The 19184-nt window shown below is 60.0% G+C and carries 11 protein-coding genes; 3 read left to right on the top strand and 8 right to left on the bottom strand.

From position 1 onward, the window contains the following. The first annotated feature begins 553 nt into the window (after positions 1 to 553). Positions 554 to 1717, top strand: coding sequence for a type III PLP-dependent enzyme (locus tag AC1MDC_RS23640; RefSeq protein ID WP_085702449.1), 1164 nt, complete (start codon positions 554 to 556; stop codon positions 1715 to 1717). Between the two features lie 45 nt (positions 1718 to 1762). Here the strand turns inward: AC1MDC_RS23640 and AC1MDC_RS23635 are convergent, their stop codons facing one another. The 4 genes from AC1MDC_RS23635 to AC1MDC_RS23620 form a co-directional block, all read right to left on the bottom strand. Further along, entirely contained in the window at positions 1763 to 2665 is a 903-nt protein-coding gene (locus AC1MDC_RS23635) for a hypothetical protein (protein ID WP_480393781.1), read from the bottom strand. Between the two features lie 21 nt (positions 2666 to 2686). After that, positions 2687 to 4906, bottom strand: coding sequence for an alpha-xenorhabdolysin family binary toxin subunit A (locus tag AC1MDC_RS23630; RefSeq protein WP_480393779.1), 2220 nt, complete (start codon positions 4904 to 4906; stop codon positions 2687 to 2689). A 233-nt stretch (positions 4907 to 5139) separates the two neighbouring features. Further along, positions 5140 to 5841, bottom strand: a complete 702-nt coding sequence (locus AC1MDC_RS23625) for a tetratricopeptide repeat protein (protein WP_085698565.1) — start codon at positions 5839 to 5841, stop codon at positions 5140 to 5142. A 57-nt stretch (positions 5842 to 5898) separates the two neighbouring features. Beyond that, positions 5899 to 6579, bottom strand: coding sequence for a Fe2+-dependent dioxygenase (locus AC1MDC_RS23620; protein WP_085698411.1), 681 nt, complete (start codon positions 6577 to 6579; stop codon positions 5899 to 5901). 207 nt (positions 6580 to 6786) lie between these two features. Here AC1MDC_RS23620 and AC1MDC_RS23615 point away from each other — a divergent pair, with 207 nt between their 5' ends. Both AC1MDC_RS23615 and AC1MDC_RS23610 read left to right on the top strand, forming a co-directional pair. After that, the gene (locus AC1MDC_RS23615) at positions 6787 to 9108 is read left to right on the top strand and encodes a TonB-dependent receptor (protein WP_085702447.1); all 2322 of its coding nucleotides are present in this window, start codon (positions 6787 to 6789) and stop codon (positions 9106 to 9108) included. Positions 9109 to 9239: 131 nt separating this feature from the next. Then, positions 9240 to 11768: a PepSY domain-containing protein gene (locus AC1MDC_RS23610; RefSeq protein ID WP_480393778.1), complete on the top strand. Its 2529-nt coding sequence runs from the start codon at positions 9240 to 9242 to the stop codon at positions 11766 to 11768. A 149-nt stretch (positions 11769 to 11917) separates the two neighbouring features. Here the strand turns inward: AC1MDC_RS23610 and AC1MDC_RS23605 are convergent, their stop codons facing one another. Genes AC1MDC_RS23605 through ptsP form a run of 4 tightly spaced genes read right to left on the bottom strand, consistent with a single transcriptional unit; the run spans position 11918 to position 19066 of the window. Beyond that, positions 11918 to 13459 carry an alkaline phosphatase D family protein gene (locus tag AC1MDC_RS23605; RefSeq protein WP_480393777.1) on the bottom strand — a complete coding sequence of 514 codons (1542 nt, stop codon included), beginning with the start codon at positions 13457 to 13459 and terminating at the stop codon, positions 11918 to 11920. A gap of 59 nt (positions 13460 to 13518) precedes the next feature. After that, positions 13519 to 15252 (bottom strand): PTS fructose-like transporter subunit IIB, encoded by a 1734-nt coding sequence (locus AC1MDC_RS23600; protein WP_480393776.1) that lies wholly within the window; start codon positions 15250 to 15252, stop codon positions 13519 to 13521. 11 nt (positions 15253 to 15263) lie between these two features. Then, positions 15264 to 16205 carry a 1-phosphofructokinase gene (pfkB, locus tag AC1MDC_RS23595; RefSeq protein WP_085698406.1) on the bottom strand — a complete coding sequence of 314 codons (942 nt, stop codon included), beginning with the start codon at positions 16203 to 16205 and terminating at the stop codon, positions 15264 to 15266. Then, on the bottom strand, positions 16205 to 19066 hold the full coding sequence (ptsP, locus tag AC1MDC_RS23590; RefSeq protein ID WP_480393775.1) for a phosphoenolpyruvate--protein phosphotransferase: 2862 nt from the start codon (positions 19064 to 19066) through the stop codon (positions 16205 to 16207). Before ptsP ends, pfkB begins: the two co-directional genes overlap by 1 nt. Positions 19067 to 19184 lie beyond the last annotated feature (118 nt).

Raw genomic sequence — 19184 nt, 5'->3', positions numbered from 1 at the left:
CACAGGAACCTGAAAGCCGGGGCCTCATTGCCAACGCCAAGCCGGCAATAAATATCAACACATCAAATGGCCGAATCCGTCCGACGGTGTCAGCGTAAATTCATAAATCCCCCCGCACCGCCCCTTCTCGCAGCTAACGTCGCCGATGTTGAAGTGATCGTACTTTCCTGAGACTTGGTGCACATCAGCATCGAACGTGCAGGTATTTTTAACACCAGAAAATTACTGCGGAACATCTGACCGTCATCTCGGTCGGCTACAAAGAGTGATATCCGCGACGCACGTCAGAAGCGTGCAAAAACGCGACATTTTTAGTTGATCTCAGGCCCCTCACGCCCTAAAGTTCGCGCCGAACGTCCATGCTGGAAACGATCCATCCGGCTCAAGTACTGACGACGAGACAGCAAGGCCAAGGGAAAGAAAGACTACATTTCCCATGGCCTTTTTGCTTTCGGCGACATGCCTTGGGAAGTAGGCGAACCAAAGTGGGGATACGGAGGACGTTCATATGCACCCATTGTTTTTACCCGTTTGCCCATAGGAGCTCCCAAGTATGTCGATCCAGGTCGAAGACTATTTCGCGCGCGAAACCTTTCAGAAAATGAAGGCATTCGCCGACAAACAGGAAACCCCGTTCGTGGTGATCGACACCGCGATGATCGCCCAGGCCTACGATGACCTGCGCGCCGGTTTCGAATTCGCCAAGGTCTACTACGCGGTCAAGGCCAACCCGGCCGTCGAGATCATCGACCTGCTCAAAGAGAAAGGTTCGAGCTTCGACATCGCCTCGATCTATGAGCTGGACAAAGTGTTGAGCCGGGGCGTCAGCCCGGACCAGATCAGCTACGGCAACACCATCAAAAAGTCCAAGGACATTCGCTACTTCTTTGAGAAGGGCGTGCGTCTGTTCGCCACCGACTCGGAAGCCGACCTGCGCAACATCGCCAAGGCCGCACCGGGCGCCAAAGTTTATGTGCGCATCCTGACCGAAGGCTCGACCACAGCCGATTGGCCACTGTCGCGCAAATTCGGCTGCCAGACCGACATGGCCATGGACCTGCTGATCCTCGCCCGCGATCTGGGTCTGGTGCCTTACGGCATCTCGTTCCACGTCGGTTCGCAACAGCGTGACATCAGCGTCTGGGACGCCGCGATCGCCAAGGTCAAAGTGATTTTCGAGCGCCTGAAAGAAGAAGACGGTATCCACCTGAAGCTGATCAACATGGGCGGTGGCTTCCCGGCCAACTACATCACCCGCACCAACAGCCTGGAAACCTACGCCGAAGAAATCATCCGCTTCCTCAAGGAAGACTTCGGTGATGATCTGCCGGAAATCATTCTGGAGCCGGGCCGTTCACTGATTGCCAACGCCGGCATCCTGGTCAGCGAAGTGGTACTGGTCGCGCGTAAATCCCGTACCGCCGTCGAGCGTTGGGTTTATACCGATGTGGGCAAGTTCTCCGGTCTGATCGAAACCATGGACGAAGCGATCAAGTTCCCGATCTGGACCGAGAAGAAAGGCGAGATGGAAGAAGTCGTGATCGCCGGCCCGACCTGCGACAGCGCCGACATCATGTACGAAAACTACAAGTACGGCCTGCCGCTGAATCTGGCGATTGGTGATCGCCTCTACTGGCTGTCGACCGGTGCGTACACCACCAGCTACAGCGCGGTAGAGTTCAATGGCTTCCCGCCGCTGAAGTCGTTCTACGTGTAAGCGAAGCTGTAAATGAAAAGGCCCATGCATGTGCATGGGCCTTTTTTATTTGCGCAGCCAGCTCTCAAGATGATTGAGCATGGTCATGAACTCATCGGCGCCCTCTTGCATGGCGGACAGCTGGAAATTCAACTCGCCGAGTTTCGATGCGCGCTCTGCCCTCAACAAGTCGTAGTACAACATTTCGATGCGCAAGCCGGTTTCTTCGAGAAACACGCTGATGTGCGAACTCACGGAAGCCAATCCGTTAAACAACACCGCTACATCAGCTTTGTATTCAGCGGCCCTGACTACCGGATCCGCTGACGAATAAGCTACGTCCCAAACCGGCGACGTGCGCGCTTCACGAAACAACTCCTCAACCACTGCGGGTTGGTTATGGCACTGGCACGAGCGATGATCCATCGCCCTGCCAAACACCGACTTGAGCCCGAACGACTCGTCATGCACCTCGACGATTGTGTATTTCAGTTGGCCTATCGCTGCCCTCAACGAGTAAAAACGAAGCGCGAGTTCGTGAACGAGCTCCGGGACATTGGTAGGGGGAAACAACCTCCAGGTCGGCGACCTGGATAAGCTGTACAACTTGAAATCCACCTGACTGAGGGGCTCGTTCCTTGAAGTATTGCGGCTAATTTCCAGCGATTCGGCAGTGAACGCAGCCAGATCCGCGACGTAACTACTGCACAGGCGCCGAACCTCTTCGGTGCGCTGCCAGAACTCCTGCAAGTAGCGTGCATTGAAGCTGGCGTTGTTCAAACGCGAATCGCTGGCCCGTACCGCCAGTTGATGACCGCTGGCTCTGCGGCGCTCAAACACCAAAGGAATGTTGTTGAAGGTTGGGTGAAGAGAACCGAGAAAAATTGTGTATCGATCCAGCACGCGTCGTTGCGTTGTGGAGAATTCATAGGCAAGTGTTTTCATGAGTGACAGAGAAGCGGTGAGCATGTCGCCCACCGCCTCGACTCCTTACTGCTGAACAGTTTTCAGGTACTGCCTGACATCGGCAATCCGGGTGAGTGCGGCAGCCGTCCGCTCCTCGGCAGGCTGCGACTTGTCCTGTTGGAAGTCTCGGGCGAAGGACTCGAATACAGCCACCAGATTCGAATACTCATTCACGTAACTCCAGCGCTCTTCGTCCAACTGGTCGAGCACTTGCACCAGCTGAATCTTTCCATCGATCTGGTAGATATCGTTGACGTGCTTCTTCAACTGCGCCCTCAGATCAGCTGCCTTATCCTTGAGCTGGTTGTAACCCGCCAGCATGTTCAGATAGGAAATGGCCTCGCCGATACCCGCGATCATTTTTTTCAAGGTATCAATGGCAAACAGTGCAATCTGAACCTGCGGTGGCGCCAGCCCCAGTGCTTTCAGGTTATCCAGCGTCAATCGGGCTTCCTGACCGATTTTCTCCACCCCGGCTTTCGCGATCAGTTCGAGCGCTTCAGACACCGATTCCATCTGCTTTTCGAAATCGGCGATTTTTTCTTCCGACTTGACCTTCAATGCCTCAGTGAACGCCCGGTCCTGCTGCAGCGTCACAATCCATTGCGCCGAAGCCGATCGGTCATAAGCCGTACTCAAGCCGTTGTGCGTCATCTTCAAATCGTTCGCGTGCTCGGAGACTTTCATCGATACATTCTTGAGCTCGGTTTCCATTTCTTCGCGGATTTCATCCCCTTCTTCAGGATATTTGAGGAGATCGCTCTGAGACATTTTCAGCCTGTTCTGCGCACGCTCCAGATTGATCCCTGTCGTCTGGGCCTGATTACGAAGTTCGAATGTGGCCTTCTGGATAGCCACCGTCAGCCCATTCATGGTGCGGACGGTACCTGGCAAATAATTGAATTGCTCACCCAGCATTTGCGCAGTGACATTACTTGCCTGAACCGAAGCACCGTGTACACGCAGTGCCGCGACGTCAAAATCAGAAGAAGTCAAATCATCCTGTAGCGATAACATCATTGTGTTGCTCCTGAATACTGCAAAGCCGTTTCCATACTCTTTTTCTGCCGCTGCGAACACACTCAGCAGTTGATCAGAAGCTGTTCTTATTTTTCGCCACGGGTCAATGATGGAGAGAATCTGATTTTTGAACATCCTGAAATTAGTTGCCGTCACAATACCATCAATATCTTCAAAAGAACCTTTGAGGTAAGTACTCAGAGCGTTCCAGACCAGCATCAGATTTTGAGTTGCAACTTCTGCTTCAATCGCAACGTAGCTGAGGTTCTGCAGGTCATCACGCACCTTGTTCAAGGAACTCAGTGTCTGACTCTTGCTGGCCATCTTCTGATTGGCAGACTGTTGTTCTGTTTTTAGCTGGTTTCGCTCCTTGCGGATCTTTTCGGCTTTGACGCCCTGATAGATACCGAGTATCAAACCACCAATGTTAAACGTCGCCGCAGATCTGATTGCTTCCTGAACCAGCTGATCATATTGCTTGTTGAGTTCATCAATAGCTTTGGAGCGCTGGTCAATTTCGCCTTGCAGAATCTGGATGTCGGCCTGGTAGGTATTACGGGACACAAACTCCAGTCGCAACCTGATCGCCGGCAAGACCGTCTCGCGCATATCGGTGCCGAAACTGTCGAGCTCCTCTCGGACTCGTTCGGCCTTACTGTGGGCCGCTGTCACCTTGTCCAGAATGGTTTTGAGGTGAGACTTGACCTCAAGGGCGTCATCGGCAGGGAAGTTCAGGCTTGGAAGGTTCGGGAACCTGCGCTCCAGTTCCTGATACTCCTCCGGCGTGTAGATATCGTAGTTTTCCAGGTAAGAGGATGAAGGCTGGTCATTGTAGATCTCTTGAATTGCTGCACCTGCGCCAAGAATGCTACCGGCAAATACCTTCAGGTCAGTCCCGGTAAGCATGATTTTTTCACGCAACGGCGACCAGCGTTTCGCATGGTCGTAGGTGCAGACGAAGGTCCTCTGAAAGTCTGCTGCCTTGAGACCAACGCCCCCCGCATCCCCGGCACCATAGTTCAGATAGGCAACGACATCTTCCAGCCGAACAGGAAGTGACAGCCCCAAAACTTCATACTTGCGCAGGCCGATAATTTGTTCCTTGGTTAATTGAATACCGGGGTCCCGATTGTATTCTTCATCTTCACCAAGCGAAGCATTTACAAACATCAGAGGCGCTTTTGCGGCGATCTCGACAATTTTGCTGTCCATCTTGAATTCCATAAGAGACTCCTTGTCTTCTTCGGATATTTAATAAAAGTTATTTTAGAAACGACATCGTCACTCAACTCACTTCAACTTGAGCGCCGACATCGCAAAACAACCTTAGGACAGCAAAACACCAATCAACAAGCATTCAAATATTAGCAATCACGACAAACAAGCCATTCACCCGAATACTTACCCGAGAACAGCCACATCAACTTGATGAAAACAAATAACCGCGAAGTAAATGCTTACAAAGCAACTAACTCTGCCAGCCGCAACTTATAAGCGTCTGCCATTGCACGGATTCGAGGATGTTGTGCATTCAACAAAGACACGCTGGCGACTCGCAGGAAATTCACATTGCCCGCGTCCAGCGCCTTGCGCAGCCAGCCAAGAGCGTCATCAATGCGTCCCTCATCGGCAAGTATCGCGGCGTGACTGAACTGTCCTCGAAAATCGCCGCCCTCAGCCGCTCGACGATACCAGTCACGCGCCGTTGGCAGATCTTGCGGACAGTGACGTCCTTCTTCCAGATACCGACCCAACAGGTTCATCGACTTGGCATGTCCCGACTCGGCAGCGCTGCGGTACAGGGCGAGGGCCTGCGCCTGGTCTTCGGGTATTCCACGTCCGGTGGCGTGCAGATTTGCCAGGTTGTACATCGCCCAATCCAGCCCCGCGTCGGCGGCCGCCTGGTAATGGCGCGCGGCGAGTTCGGCGCTGGCCACACAACCCCATCCGTGTTCATGACAACGACCGAGCATGTTGCGCGCCATCAGATGACCTTGCCCTGCGGCGATTTCAAACCAGCGCACTGCCAGCGGCTGATCCTGCGCAATCCCGTGGCCATCGAGCAAAATCTGCCCAAGCAGCGCCTGCGCTTCGAGCACGCCCTCACCCGCTGCGATCAGAATCGCCTGAGCCGCACGGGCCGGGCTTTCTTCGAGCATGGCGGTGAGGCGTTCGCCGTCGAGGACTTCTTCGCGACGTAACCGAAAGTCCGCCACTTACACCTCGACCCAGCGACGCAGCAGGTTGTGATAGGTGCCAGTGAGGCGGATCAACGAAGGATGATCGGGCATGTCCTGGGTGAGTTGCTGGATCGCACCGTCCATCTCGAACAGCAACGCGCGCTGGCTGTCTTCGCGCACCAGACTTTGAGTCCAGAAGAACGAGGCATAACGCGCGCCGCGAGTGACTGCATTGACCTTGTGCAGGCTGGTGCCGGGGTACAGCACCATATCGCCGGCGGGCAGTTTCACCCGTTGGGTGCCGAAGGTGTCCTGGATTTCCAGCTCGCCGCCGTCGTAGTCCTCGGGTTCGCTGAAGAACAGCGTGGCGGACAAATCGGTGCGCACTCGCTCGATGCTGCCCTTGGGCTGACGCACGGCGTTGTCGATGTGGAAATCGAAGCTGCCGCCCGCCGTGTAGCAGTTGAGTAACGGCGGGAACACTTTGTGCGGCAGCGCGGCGGACATGAACAGCGGATTTTTCCACAAGCGCTCAAGCATTGCGGCGCCGATTTCCTTGGCCAGTGGATGGCCTTCCGGCAGTTGCAGATTGTGCTTGGCCTTGGCCGATTGATAGCCGGCGGTGATCTTGCCATCGGCCCAGTCGGCCTGTTCCAGAGCCTCGCGGATGCGCCGCACTTCGTCTTTTTCGAACAGAGCGGGGATGTGCAGCAGCATGGCAATGTCACCTGATGGCAAAGAGGCGGCAATGGTATTGATTCTTATTGGCTGTGTAAAACCCGCTAGACGAATGAACTGGTAAAAACCGTAAGGTTAAATTGTAAAGAATGTAAATTCAGTGCGAATAACAATGTTTCGCAATTGATACGAATACCTGTTTACCCTATATTCCGCCGCCTCAAATCCTTGGGGAGGGGAATAAAAATGGCACGTCAACAAGCACAATTACCGGTCGGTTCACCACGTCTGCTCGCTTCCGCCATCGGCGTGGCAATCACCGCCGGCTCCGCAGGCCACATGGTGTTTGCCGCCGAAAAAACCGACAGCAAAGCCACCGGCAATGCCATCGCCCTGGACGCCACCGCCATCACCGGTGAAGCCCAGGACTCGACTTCCTACCAGGTCGAGAAAGCCTCCTCGCCCAAGTACACCGCACCGCTGGTTGATACACCGCGCTCGGTCACCGTTATCCCGCAACAAGTCCTCAAAGACACCGGCGCCCTGAACATGCAGGATGCGCTGCGCACCGTACCGGGCATTACCTTCGGTGCCGGTGAAGGTGGCAACCCGCAGGGCGACCGTCCGTTCATCCGTGGTTTCGACGCCCAGGGCGACACCTACCTCGACGGCGTGCGCGACACCGGTTCCCAGAGCCGCGAGATCTTCGCCGTGGAAAACATCGAGGTCAGCAAGGGTCCGAACTCCGCCATCGGTGGTCGCGGCGCGGCAGGCGGCAGCATCAACCTGGTGAGCAAGAAAGCGCACCTGGGCAACTCGTTCGACGGTGGTTTCACCTGGGGCTCCGACCAGACCCAGCGTTACACCCTGGATGGCAACTACCAGTTCAGCGACACCGCTGCCGGCCGTCTGAACCTGATGAGCCACGAGAGCAACGTCGCCGGTCGCGACAAGGTCGACTACGACCGCTGGGGCATCGCGCCGTCCCTGGCCTTCGGCCTGGGCACCGACACCCGCGTCAACCTCGACTACTACCATCTCGAAAGCAATGACACGCCGGACTCGGGCATCCCTTACACGATTCCTGCCGGCGGCTCGGCGGCGCGTACCAAGTCCAATCCGGACAAGCCGTACGCCGGTGGCGATCACAGCAACTTCTACGGTCTGGACCGCGACTTCCGCAAAGGCCGCACCGATACCGCGACCTTCGCCATCGAGCATGACCTGAGCGACTCGCTGACGATCAAGAACACCCTGCGTCACGGCACCAGCATGCAGGATTACATCCTGACCCAGCCGGACGACAGCAAGGGCAACGTCAACAACGGCAGCGTCTGGCGTCGTGCGAACACTCGCGTGAGCAACACCGAGACCACCACCAACCAGACCGATCTGTTCGGCGACTTCTACCTCGCCGGCTTCAAGAACAGCTTCTCCACCGGTGTCGAATACACCCGTGAGGAAAGCAGCAAATCCTCGTACAACGTCAACACCGACACCACGCCGCGCACTTCGGCCGTGACCACCAACTGCAACCCGGGCCTGATCGGCGCTGCCAGCGGCTACAACTGCACCTCGCTGTCGAACCCGAACCCGAACGATCCGTGGAACGGCGCGATCTCGCGCAACTACGCCGGCACCGATACCCAGTCCGATACCTACGCGCTGTACGTATTCGACACTCTGGAACTGTCCCGGCAATGGCTGGTGAACATGGGCCTGCGTTACGACCACTTCGAAACGGGCTACAACACCTACAACAACGCTGGCCGCACCACCTCCAAGGGTTCGGACACCAGCGAGTTCGTCACCGGTCAGTTCGGCATCGTCTACAAACCGGCCGAGAACGGCAGCATCTATGCGTCCTACGCCACCTCCGCCACACCGCCGGGCAACACCCTGGGTGAAGGTCAGGAAGGCAACCCGCTGGGCGGCACGCCGGATCGTAACGGCAACCTGCTCAAGAGCGACATGGAGCCGGAAACCACCAAGAACTACGAAATCGGTACCAAGTGGGATTTGCTGAACGATCGCCTGTCGCTGACCGCCGACATCTTCCGCACCGAGAAAGAAAACGCGCGTGTCCAGGTGGATACCACCTCGTACGAAAACGCCGGCAAGACGCGTGTACAAGGTATCGAGTTGTCCGCCAGCGGCAAGATCACCGACAAGTGGCAAGTGTTCGCCGGTTACGCCTACATGGACAGCGAACAGGTTGACGGTGGTGACCTGCCGGCCAACAAGGCCAACAACGGTAACGAGCTGCCTAACACGCCGAAAAACAGCGCCAGCCTGTGGACCACTTACCAGGTCACGCCGAAGCTGACCATCGGTGGCGGTGCGTTTTATGTGGATGATGTGTTCGGCAACGTGGCCAATACCACCATGGTCGACTCCTACGTTCGCTACGACGCGATGGCTGCGTACAAGCTGAGCAAGAATGTCGACCTGCAACTGAACGTGCAGAACTTGACCAACGAGACCTACTACGACAAGGCCTTCTCGACTCACTTCGCCAACCAGGCGGCGGGCCGTACGGCATTGCTGAGTACCAACTTCCACTTCTGATCGAAGTGGGAAGTATCGAGCCCCGTTCATTCATTTGAGCGGGGCTTTTGTGCGTAATAAAGAACGTTTCTCGATAAGCCACGGCATAATGCACGCCGTGAACACCATTCCGAACGGACAAGGCAAGCGACGTGTTGAAGAAAACCCTGTTCCAGTTGCACTGGTTTTTTGGCATCACTGCCGGGCTGGTGCTGGCCCTGATGGGCATTACCGGCGCTGCCTATTCGTTTCAGGACGAAATACTCAAAGCCCTCAACCCCTCCGTGTTGCAGGTGGAGAAACAGGTCGCCGGCGTCCTGCCGCCCGCCGATCTGGTGGCGCGGATCGAAGCGGCCTCGGGCAAGAAAGTCTCGATGCTCTCCGTCGAGACCGAAAGCGGCAGCGCCGGCCGCGTCTGGTTCACCCCGCCCAAAGGTGAGCGCCGTGGCGAGATGCGCTACTTCGATCCCTACACCGCCGAGTTCAAGGGCAACGCCACCGGTCAGGATTTCTTCGGCCTGATGCTGCAACTGCACCGGTTCCTCGCCATGGGCGATACGGGCCGCAACATCACCGGCGCCTGCACCCTGATGCTGCTGTTTTTCTGCCTGTCCGGCCTGTACCTGCGCTGGCCGCGCCAGTGGAACAGCTGGCGCGTCTGGCTGACCCTCGACTGGAAGAAAAAGGGCCGCAGCTTCAATTGGGATCTGCATTCGGTGTTCGGCACCTGGTGCATGCTGGTTTACCTGCTGCTGGCACTGACCGGACTGTCCTGGTCCTACGAGTGGTACAACAAAGGCCTGACCAGGTTGCTTTCCGACGCGCCGCAAAACGAGCGCGTGCGCGGCGGTCGCGGCCCGGCCCCCGAAGGGCCGGCGCCGACTGCCGATTACGCCGCCATGTGGATCAGCATCTACAGCGCCGCAGGTCCAGGCCTCGCCTCCTACAACATCCGTATGCCGCCCGTGGCCGGCCAACCGGCGACCGTGTTCTATCTGCTCGACAGCTCGCCCCATGACCGCGCGCTGAACCAGATCACCCTCGACCCGGCCACCGGCGTCGTCAAACGTGTGGATCGCTACGCCGACAAGAGTTTCAAGGCGCAATTGCTGACCAGCATTTACGCGCTGCATGTCGGCAGCTATTTCGGCCTGGTCGGGCGGATCATCGTGACCGTCGCGGCGGTGTTGATGCCGCTGTTTTTCATCACCGGATGGTTGTTGTACCTCGATCGTAGGCGCAAGAAAAAGCAGATCAAGGATGCCCGCAAAGGCCTCGACCAACCGGCCGGCGACACGCCGGCGTGGCTGATCGGCTTTGCCAGCCAGAGCGGTTTTGCCGAGCAACTCGCCTGGCAGACCGCCGGTCAGTTGCAGGCGGCCGGATTGCCGGTGAAGGTGCAGCCGCTGGCCAATGTCAGCGAGCAGGATCTGCGCGAATCGAACAACGCGCTGTTCGTAGTCAGCACCTTCGGCGACGGCGAAGCGCCGGACAGCGCTCGCGGTTTCGAGCGCAAGGTGTTGAAGAACGCCTCGACCCTCGACAGCCTCAACTACGCCGTACTCGGTCTCGGCGACCGTCAGTATCAGCACTTCTGCGGTTTCGCCCGGCGCCTGCATCAATGGCTGGGCGAGCACGGCGGCAAGACCTTGTTCGCCCCGGTGGAAGTCGACAGCGGTGATCCTTACGCGCTGCGTCACTGGCAGACACAGCTGGGCCAAATCACCGGACAAGCGCCGGTCGACACCTGGCAGGCGCCGAGCTACGAAAACTGGACGCTGGTACGTCGAGAACTGATGAACCCGGACAGCAACGGCGCCCCCGTCTTCCTGCTCGGCTTGACCGCACCGACCTCCCGAAGCTGGCTGGCCGGCGATCTGGTGGAAGTGCTGCCGCGCAACTGCCCGTGGGCCATCGAGCACTTTCTCGACGGTCTCGGCATCCGTGGTGAAACCAGCGTCAAAGTCAACGGCCTGGAAGAGTCGCTGGAGGTCGCCCTCGCCACCCGCCAACTGCCCGAGCACCGCGCCCATCTGGTGGGCCTGCATGCTCAGGCACTGGTCGATGCAATGGTGCCGCTGGCCATGCGCGAATACTCGATCGCCTCGATTGCCGCCGACGGCGTGCTGGAGCTGATCGTGCGTCAGGAACAGCATGCCGACGGTCGTCTCGGCATTGGTTCCGGCTGGCTGACCGAGCATGCTCCGGTCGGCGGCAGCATCAGTCTGCGCGTGCGCCGCAACAGCGGTTTCCATCTGCCGAACGCTCCGGTGCCGATGATCCTGCTGGGCAACGGCACCGGCCTTGCCGGTTTGCGCAGCCTGCTCAAGGCGCGGATTGCCGACAACCAACAGCGTCACTGGCTGCTGTTTGGCGAGCGCAATCGCGAGCACGATTTCCTCTGCCGTGCGGAGCTGGAAGAGTGGTTGATCAACGGCGATCTGGAACGTCTCGATCTGGCGTTCTCGCGGGATCAGGCCGAGAAGATTTACGTGCAGGATCGCCTGCGCGAATCGGCCGACGAGTTGAAAAAATGGCTGGCGGACGGTGCCGTGATCTACATCTGCGGCAGCCTGCAAGGCATGGCGTCAGGCGTGGATCAGGTGCTCAATGAAGTGCTGGGCGCCGAAGAGGTCGAACACCTGATCGAACAGGGTCGCTATCGCCGCGACGTTTACTGACCACACACAGTAACTGTGGGAGCGAGCTTGGTCCGGGCGGCGATCCGACGATGACGGTTTTACATTCAACACATTCGTTGTCTGTTACACCGCTATCGTCGGATCGCCGCCCGGACCAAGCTCGCTCCCACAAATTGTTTGCGGTGAACTCAAGTCGGTTGCAGTTTTTGCTCAAACACCGCAACCCCCTCCAGATCCCGCAACACCACGCTCATCTCCCCGCTCTGCCCTTCGATATTCACCTCGCCAAAAAACTGGAATCCGGCAAACGGCGAAGCGTTTTGCGTCGGTGGCGCTTTCTGGAACACCACTTCAGGGCCAAAGGTCTTGTCCAGCGGATTGGGCCCGAAACTGCCGGCGTTCAAGGGCCCCGCGACAAACTCCCAGAACGGTTCAAAATCCTGGAACGCCGCGCGATCCGGATGGTAGTGATGCGCCGCGCAGTAATGCACGTCCGCTGTCAGGAACACGAAATTGCGTACTTGTTGCGCGCGCAAAAAGCCCAGCAGCTCGGCGATTTCCAGCTCACGCCCCTGCGCCGGACCGGGGTCGCCGTTGGCCACCGCTTCCCAGCGCGCAACACCGGGGCTGACCTCGCCATCCGGCACGCCAAGACCGATCGGCATGTCAGCGGCGATGACTTTCCACTGAGCCTTCGAGGCTTTCAATCCGCGTTTGAGCCAGTTCAGTTGCTCGCGCCCCAAGAACGGTTTTTCCGCCCCGAGATTGTCGTCGTTGGCGCCGCGATAACTGCGCATATCGAGCACGAACACATCGAGCATCGGCCCGTAACTCAGCTTGCGATAGATCCGCCCGCCGCCATCGGCCGCCTGCAAACGCATCGGCGAATATTCGAGCCAGGCCTGACGCGCACGGCCGACCAGGGTGTGGATATTTTTTTCCTGATAACGCTCGTCGAGCTGCTTGCCCGGCGACCAGTTGTTGACCACTTCATGGTCGTCCCACTGCCAGATCTGCGGCACTTCGGCGTTGAAGCGACGGACGTTTTCATCCAGCAGGTTGTAGCGGTAATTGCCGCGATAGTCGTCGAGGGTCTGGGCGACTTTGCTCTTGGCTTCGGTGGTGAGGTTGCGCCAGATCCGGCCACCCTCGGTGGTCAGTTGCGCCGGCACCGGGCCGTCGGCGTAGATGGTGTCGCCGCTGTGGATAAAGAAGTCCGGCAGGCGCAGGCGCATCGCTTCATAAATGCGCATGCCGCCAATATCGGGGTTGATGCCGAAGCCCTGGCCGACGGTGTCACCGCTCCAGACGAAACGGAGATTGCGCCGCGCTGTCGGCGCACTGCGCAAATGGCCAAGCCACGGTTCGCTGGCGACGCCGGTGCGGGCATCCTTGAAATACACGCGGTAGAAAATCGCCTGATCGGCGGGCAAGCCCGAGAGTTCGACGCGGGCGGTGAAATCGCTGCGGGCATCGGCCAGCGCCGAGACGACACGGCGCGGGTGGCGGAACTGGCTACGGGTGTCCCACTCCACCACCATCCGCGCCGGGCGGTCGGCTCGGCTCCAGATCATCGCGCGGTCGCCCTGCAAGTCGCCGGATTGCACGCCATCAGTGAGTTGCGGTCGATCCTTGACCGACGCGATGACCGCCGGCGCCAGCCCCGGCATCAGCAGTCCGGCGCCGACGGCTTGCATCACGCGCCGGCGACCGGGATTGAAATCGCTCATGGTGTTCTCCCTGAAAAAAGGAAAACTTAAGCACCGCTAGATGAAAGGGGTGTGACACCTCAGGCCTTCGCGGGCTCCAGCGCAAGTTCCACAGCCTCCGGCCGCTTGACCAGCGCATACACCAACGCCGTCAGCAGACTGCCCGCGACAATCGCCAGCAGGTACAGCAGCGCATGGTTGATCGCATTCGGAATCGCCAGCACGAACAGTCCACCGTGGGGCGCCATCAGCTTGCAGCCGAAGTACATCGACAGAGCACCGGTCAGCGCACCGCCGGCAATGCTTGCCGGAATCACCCGCAACGGGTCTTTCGCGGCAAACGGAATCGCCCCTTCGGAAATGAAGCACAACCCGAGCACCAGCGCCGCTTTACCGGCCTCGCGTTCAGTCTGGGCGAACTTGCGTCGGGCGATGAACGTGGCGATGCCCAGACCGATCGGCGGCACCATGCCGGCGGCCATGGTCGCGGCCATCGGTGCATAACTCTGCGAGGCCAGCAGCCCCACCGAGAACGCGTAGGCAGCCTTGTTGATCGGCCCGCCGAGGTCGACGCACATCATCCCACCCAGCAACACACCGAGCAGGATCGCGTTGGTGGTGCCCATGCTGTCGAGGAAATGCGTCAGCGCCGCGAGCATCCCCGCCACCGGTTTGCCGACCACGTAAATCATCACCAGCCCGGTGAACAGGCTGGCGAACAACGGGATGATCAGAATCGGTTTCAGCGCTTCCAGACTTTGCGGCAACGCCACATAGCGACTGATCGCCTTGGCCGCGTAGCCCGCGATAAACCCGGCAGCGATCCCGCCGATGAAACCGGCGCCCAGGGTGCTCGCCAGCAAACCGCCGATCATCCCCGGCGCGAGTCCGGGACGGTCGGCAATCGACCAGGCGATGTAACCGGCCAGCAGCGGCACCATCAATTTGAACGCGGTCTCGCCACCGATCTGCATCAGCGCCGCCGCCAGCGTGCCTTCTTCCTTGAAGGCGGTGATGCCGAACACGAACGACAAAGCGATCATCAGACCGCCCGCCACCACCATCGGCAGCATGAACGACACACCGGTCAGCAGGTGTTTGTAGACGCCGCTTTTCTCCTGTTTGGCCGGGGCTTTGCCGTCGCTCGCAGCACTTTCCTGCTTGCCTTCGGCCAACGCTTTTTTCAGCGTGGCTTCGGACTGCTTCAACGCTATCCCGGTGCCGCAGCGGTAGATTTTCTTGCCGGCGAAACGCTCGGTGGCGACCTCAATGTCTGCCGCCAGCAGCACCACGTCAGCCTCGGCAATCGCCGCTGCGCTCAGCGGGTTTCGCGCGCCGACCGAGCCCTGGGTTTCGACTTGCAGGTCGTAGCCCAGACGCTTGGCGGCTTGCTGCAAGGCTTCGGCGGCCATGAAGGTGTGGGCGACGCCGGTCGGGCATGCCGTGACAGCGACCAGGCGCGGCGCTTGGGCGCTGGCAACCACGGGCGGCGTTTCGGCAGCGACGTAAACCTCGGCCTCGACGGCGCCGCGCCGCAGCACGCCTTCGACATCCTGCAGGGCTTGCGCCGGCGCGATCCGAAAGACTTTCTTGCCGATGAACCGGGTCATGTCCACAGGTCCGGTGGCCACCAGCAACACCCACTCGGCGGCCTCGATGGTGGCCGCCGACAACTCACGTTCCGGGTGCGCCGCATCCACCACTTCGACGCTGGTGCTCCAGCCCTGACGCTGGGCCGCGGCATCCAGCAACCGGGCGCACAGCACACTGGTGACCATGCCGTTCGGGCAGGCCGTGACAATGGCTAATTTCATGACAAACCCTCTTATTGTTCTGTCAGGGGGCGCACGCGCACGCCCTGTTCGAGCTGCGTCAGTTGCGCAGCATCGTGAATACCGAAACCGATCTGGGTCACCGCCTGCGCCGCAATGGCGGTGGCCGTGCGCAGGGTTTGTTCCGGCGTGTCGGCGCTGAGCAGACCGTGAAGCATGCCCGCCAGCAACGAATCACCGGCACCGACCGTGCTGGCGACGCTGACCTTCGGCGGTGTCGCATACAGCGCCGAGCCGACACTGAACCAGTTCACACCTTCGGCGCCGTGGGAAATCACCACATGCTCGATACCCTGAGCATGCAGCCGATTGGCTGCCTCGGCCTGAGACGCGCGGGACACCACCTCACAGCCCAGCGCATCGGCCAGCTCTTCGGTATTCGGTTTGATCAGCCACGGACCGGCCTTGAGCGCCTCGCGCAAAGCTTCGCCGCTGGTGTCCAGGGCGACTTTCAGGCCCAACGCCTTCAAGCGCTCCACCAGTTCGCGCAACCACTGCGCACTGACGCCGCGCGGCAGACTACCGGCCACCACCACCGCGTCATGCCCCGGCGCGATCTGCACCAGACGATCCAGCAATGCCTGTTGCGCCACCACGCCGACCACCGGGCCCGGGCCGTTGATGTCAGTGATGCGGCCGTCCTGTTCCGCGACCTTGATGTTGCTGCGGGTCTCGCCGGGCACCCGGATAAACGCATCGGTGAAACCGCGCCTGGCGAACAGGTTTTCGAATGCTTGCAGATTGTCCTCGCCGAGAAAGCCGCTGACCGTCAGTTGATGACCGAGGTCGGCCAGCACTTGCGCGACGTTGACGCCCTTGCCGGCGGCGTGGGTGTGCATCGCGTCGCTGCGGTTGACCTGACCGGCCTCAAGGCGTGGCAACTGCACCGTGAGGTCCAGCGCCGGGTTGAGGGTCAGGGTAAGAATCTTGGCCATTACAGGGCCTCCACTAATGCGCGCACTTCGTTGGCGCTGCCCACGGCCAGGGCTTGTTGAGCAAGAGTTTGTGCCTGGGTCAGGCTGAGTTCGCGGATGCGTGCCTTGACCTCGGCGATGCTGCGCCCGGAGACGCTCAGTTCATCCACACCGAGGCCGACCAGCACCGGTACCGCCAGCGGATCCGCCGCCAGCTCGCCGCACACACCGACCCATTTGCCATGGGCATGGGCCGCGCGCACGGTGATGTCGATCAGTTGCAGTACCGCCGGATGCAGACCGTCAGCCTGGGCGGACAGGGTCGGATGACCACGGTCGATCGCCAGCGTGTACTGGGTCAGGTCGTTGGTGCCGACGCTGAAGAAGTCGACTTCTTTGGCCAGCACCGGCGCCAGCAACGCGGCGGACGGCACTTCGATCATGATTCCGAGTTGCAGGTCGGCAACCGGAATTTCCAGACGCAGGCGTTCGGTCATGTCGCGGGCCTGGCGCCACTCTTCGACGCTGCCGACCATCGGGAACATGATCCGCAACGGACGGTTGTCTGCCGAACGCAGCAAGGCGCGCAACTGCGCTTCCATGATCTGCGGACGCTGCAAGGTCAGGCGAATCCCGCGCACGCCGAGGAACGGGTTTTCTTCCTTGGCGATCGGCCAGTACGGCAGCGGTTTGTCGCCGCCGACATCGAGGGTGCGCACCACCAGCGGCCGACCGGCAAGGCCATCGAGGACGCGGCGGTATTCGGCTTCCTGAGTCGCCTCGTCCGGCGCCTGTGGATGAGCCATGAAAATCAGCTCGGTGCGCAGCAGGCCGATGCCTTCGGCGCCTTGCTCCACCGCGCTGATCACACCGGCGCTTTCGCCGATATTGGCGAACACTTCAACGGCGTGACCGTCGCTGGTGTGCGCCGGTTGGTGGCGTTGTTCGGCGGCGGCTTTCAGGCGTTGTTCGCGGGTGTCGCGTTCTTCGCTGGCGCGTTGCAGGGTCACGGCATCCGCATCGACGTGCAGGCGACCGCGCTGGCCGTCGAGCAGCAACGGCGTGCCCGGCTTCAGCAGCAACACTGCAGCACCCGCGCCGACCAGCGCCGGAATGCCCAGCGCGCGAGCCACGATGGCGCTGTGAGCGGTGGCGCCACCACGGGCGGTGAGAATCCCCGCGACCCGCGCCGGATCCAGACGCGCCACGTCGGACGGGCCGACCTCATCCATCACCAGAATGTACGGTTGCTCCGGCTCGGCGGGCGTCTGCACGCCACACAGTTGCGCCAGCACCCGACGACCGATGTCGCGCAGGTCGGCAGCACGTTCGGCGAGCAACGCGTCCTGCAACGCTTCCTGTTGTTTAGCGGCAGCTTCGATCACAGCCATCCAGGCTGCTTCGGCGCTTTCGCCCTGCTTGAGGCGGGTGTCGACTTCGTCGGTGAGTTCCGGGTCGTCGAGCATTTCCTGGTGGGTGATGAAAATCTCGCGGATCGCCTTGGCCTTGCTGCGTTCGATCAGGCCCTGAATGTCCTGGCGCACGTCGGCCAGCGCATGCTTTAGACGCTCGCGTTCGATAGCGGCGGACTCGCCGCGCAACGGGTAATCGATGATTTGCTGGACCTGAATGTGCGCCGGGCCGATGGCGATGCCGGGGGCCGCGGGGATCGCTTGCAGCAGGCTGCCGGATGCCGGGGCGGTCAGAACTTCTGCAATGTCCGTAATCACTTCGCGCTGTTGACTGACTGCAGGCAACGGTTCGACTTCTTCGCCGAGGCCTTCTTCAATAGCGCTCAGCAAGGCCGGCAGCGCATCGGCAGCGATGTTCGGTTCGGCAATGATTTCCAGTACCTGACCGCGACGGGCGCCAAGGCTCAGCAGTTTGCTCAGGCTCTTCACCGACACGGCGCTGTCCTGACCGTCGACAATGCGCACACGGATTTCACCGTCAAAACTTTTCGCCAGTTGCGCGAGGATTTTCGCCGGTCGCGCGTGCAGGCCATGGGCGTTGGCCAGCGCAATTCGCGCGCTCGGCCAGTCGGCCGGCAACTCACCACCAAGCACTTCGAGGACTTTGCGGCTGCTGGTGGCGCGGCCCAGTTCATGGCCGCGACCTTCGATCAGCAACGCGCACAAACGCTCAAGCAACGCCTGATGCGCTTCACCCAGGCTGGCCAGACAGAACAGCCCGCTGAGGGGCTGGCCGAGGTAGCGCATCGGTTTGTCCGGCGTGACGAAGGCCAGGCCCGGACGCTTCACGGTCTGCTCGCTGTGCAGCCACCACAGGCCATCGCCCAGCGGCAGCGCTTCAACTTGCTGCAACACGCCGGCGAAACCGTTGCTCACGCAATCGGCCTGGCGCAGCAGACGCGCCCCGCGCCAGACCAGTTCTTCGAAATCGTCGGCGGAGACCCCGAGGCCGATCATCTGCGCATCCAGCGCCAGCTCTTGCGGCGCACCTTGCAGCAGTTTCAGCAGTGCTTCAGGCGAACTCGCACGACGCAGGGCCTGACCAAGATCGGTCTCGCCGAGGGCGCGGGTCAGCAATTGCAGCAGGCGCAGGTGTTCGTCGGATTTGGCGGCGATGCCGATGGCCAGATAAACGATCTGGCCGTCGCCCCAATCCACGCCGTCGGGAAACTGCATCAGGCGTACGCCGGTGGCGAACACCTGATCGCGGGTTTCGGGCGTACCGTGGGGGATCGCAATGCCTTGGCCGAGGAAGGTCGAGCCCTGAGCCTCCCGGGCCTGCAGCCCGGCCAGGTATCCGTCGGCAACAAGTCCATCGGCGACCAGATGACTGGCCAGCAATTGCAAAGCGGCGGGTTTATCCACAGCCGACTGGCCCATGGATATCTGCTCTACAGTGAGCTCGAGCATGCGATCTCCTTTTTGGCACTGTTCAATGCCAGGTATTGTTTTGAATGGTTGCAGCTTAGGCGCTGTAGGCCATCCTTTTCAGGAGGCAGTTTTGGCGGTTTCACGGCAGAACCGGCCA

This window comes from Pseudomonas sp. 1, from assembly GCF_056626735.1.
Note: the sequence above shows the minus strand (reverse complement) of the source record. Positions and strands in the feature narration are given on the sequence as shown.

Coding starts and splice junctions, on each gene's coding strand:
- AC1MDC_RS23600 (WP_480393776.1), bottom strand. CDS start 15,252: ATGAAATTAGCCATTGTCACGGCCTGCCCGAACGGCATGGTCACCAGT.
- AC1MDC_RS23620 (WP_085698411.1), bottom strand. CDS start 6,579: ATGCTGCTGCACATCCCCGCTCTGTTCGAAAAAGACGAAGTGCGGCGC.
- AC1MDC_RS23605 (WP_480393777.1), bottom strand. CDS start 13,459: ATGAGCGATTTCAATCCCGGTCGCCGGCGCGTGATGCAAGCCGTCGGC.
- AC1MDC_RS23640 (WP_085702449.1), top strand. CDS start 554: ATGTCGATCCAGGTCGAAGACTATTTCGCGCGCGAAACCTTTCAGAAA.
- ptsP (WP_480393775.1), bottom strand. CDS start 19,066: ATGCTCGAGCTCACTGTAGAGCAGATATCCATGGGCCAGTCGGCTGTG.
- AC1MDC_RS23630 (WP_480393779.1), bottom strand. CDS start 4,906: ATGGAATTCAAGATGGACAGCAAAATTGTCGAGATCGCCGCAAAAGCG.
- pfkB (WP_085698406.1), bottom strand. CDS start 16,205: ATGGCCAAGATTCTTACCCTGACCCTCAACCCGGCGCTGGACCTCACG.
- AC1MDC_RS23635 (WP_480393781.1), bottom strand. CDS start 2,665: ATGCTCACCGCTTCTCTGTCACTCATGAAAACACTTGCCTATGAATTC.
- AC1MDC_RS23615 (WP_085702447.1), top strand. CDS start 6,787: ATGGCACGTCAACAAGCACAATTACCGGTCGGTTCACCACGTCTGCTC.
- AC1MDC_RS23625 (WP_085698565.1), bottom strand. CDS start 5,841: ATGCTCGAAGAAAGCCCGGCCCGTGCGGCTCAGGCGATTCTGATCGCA.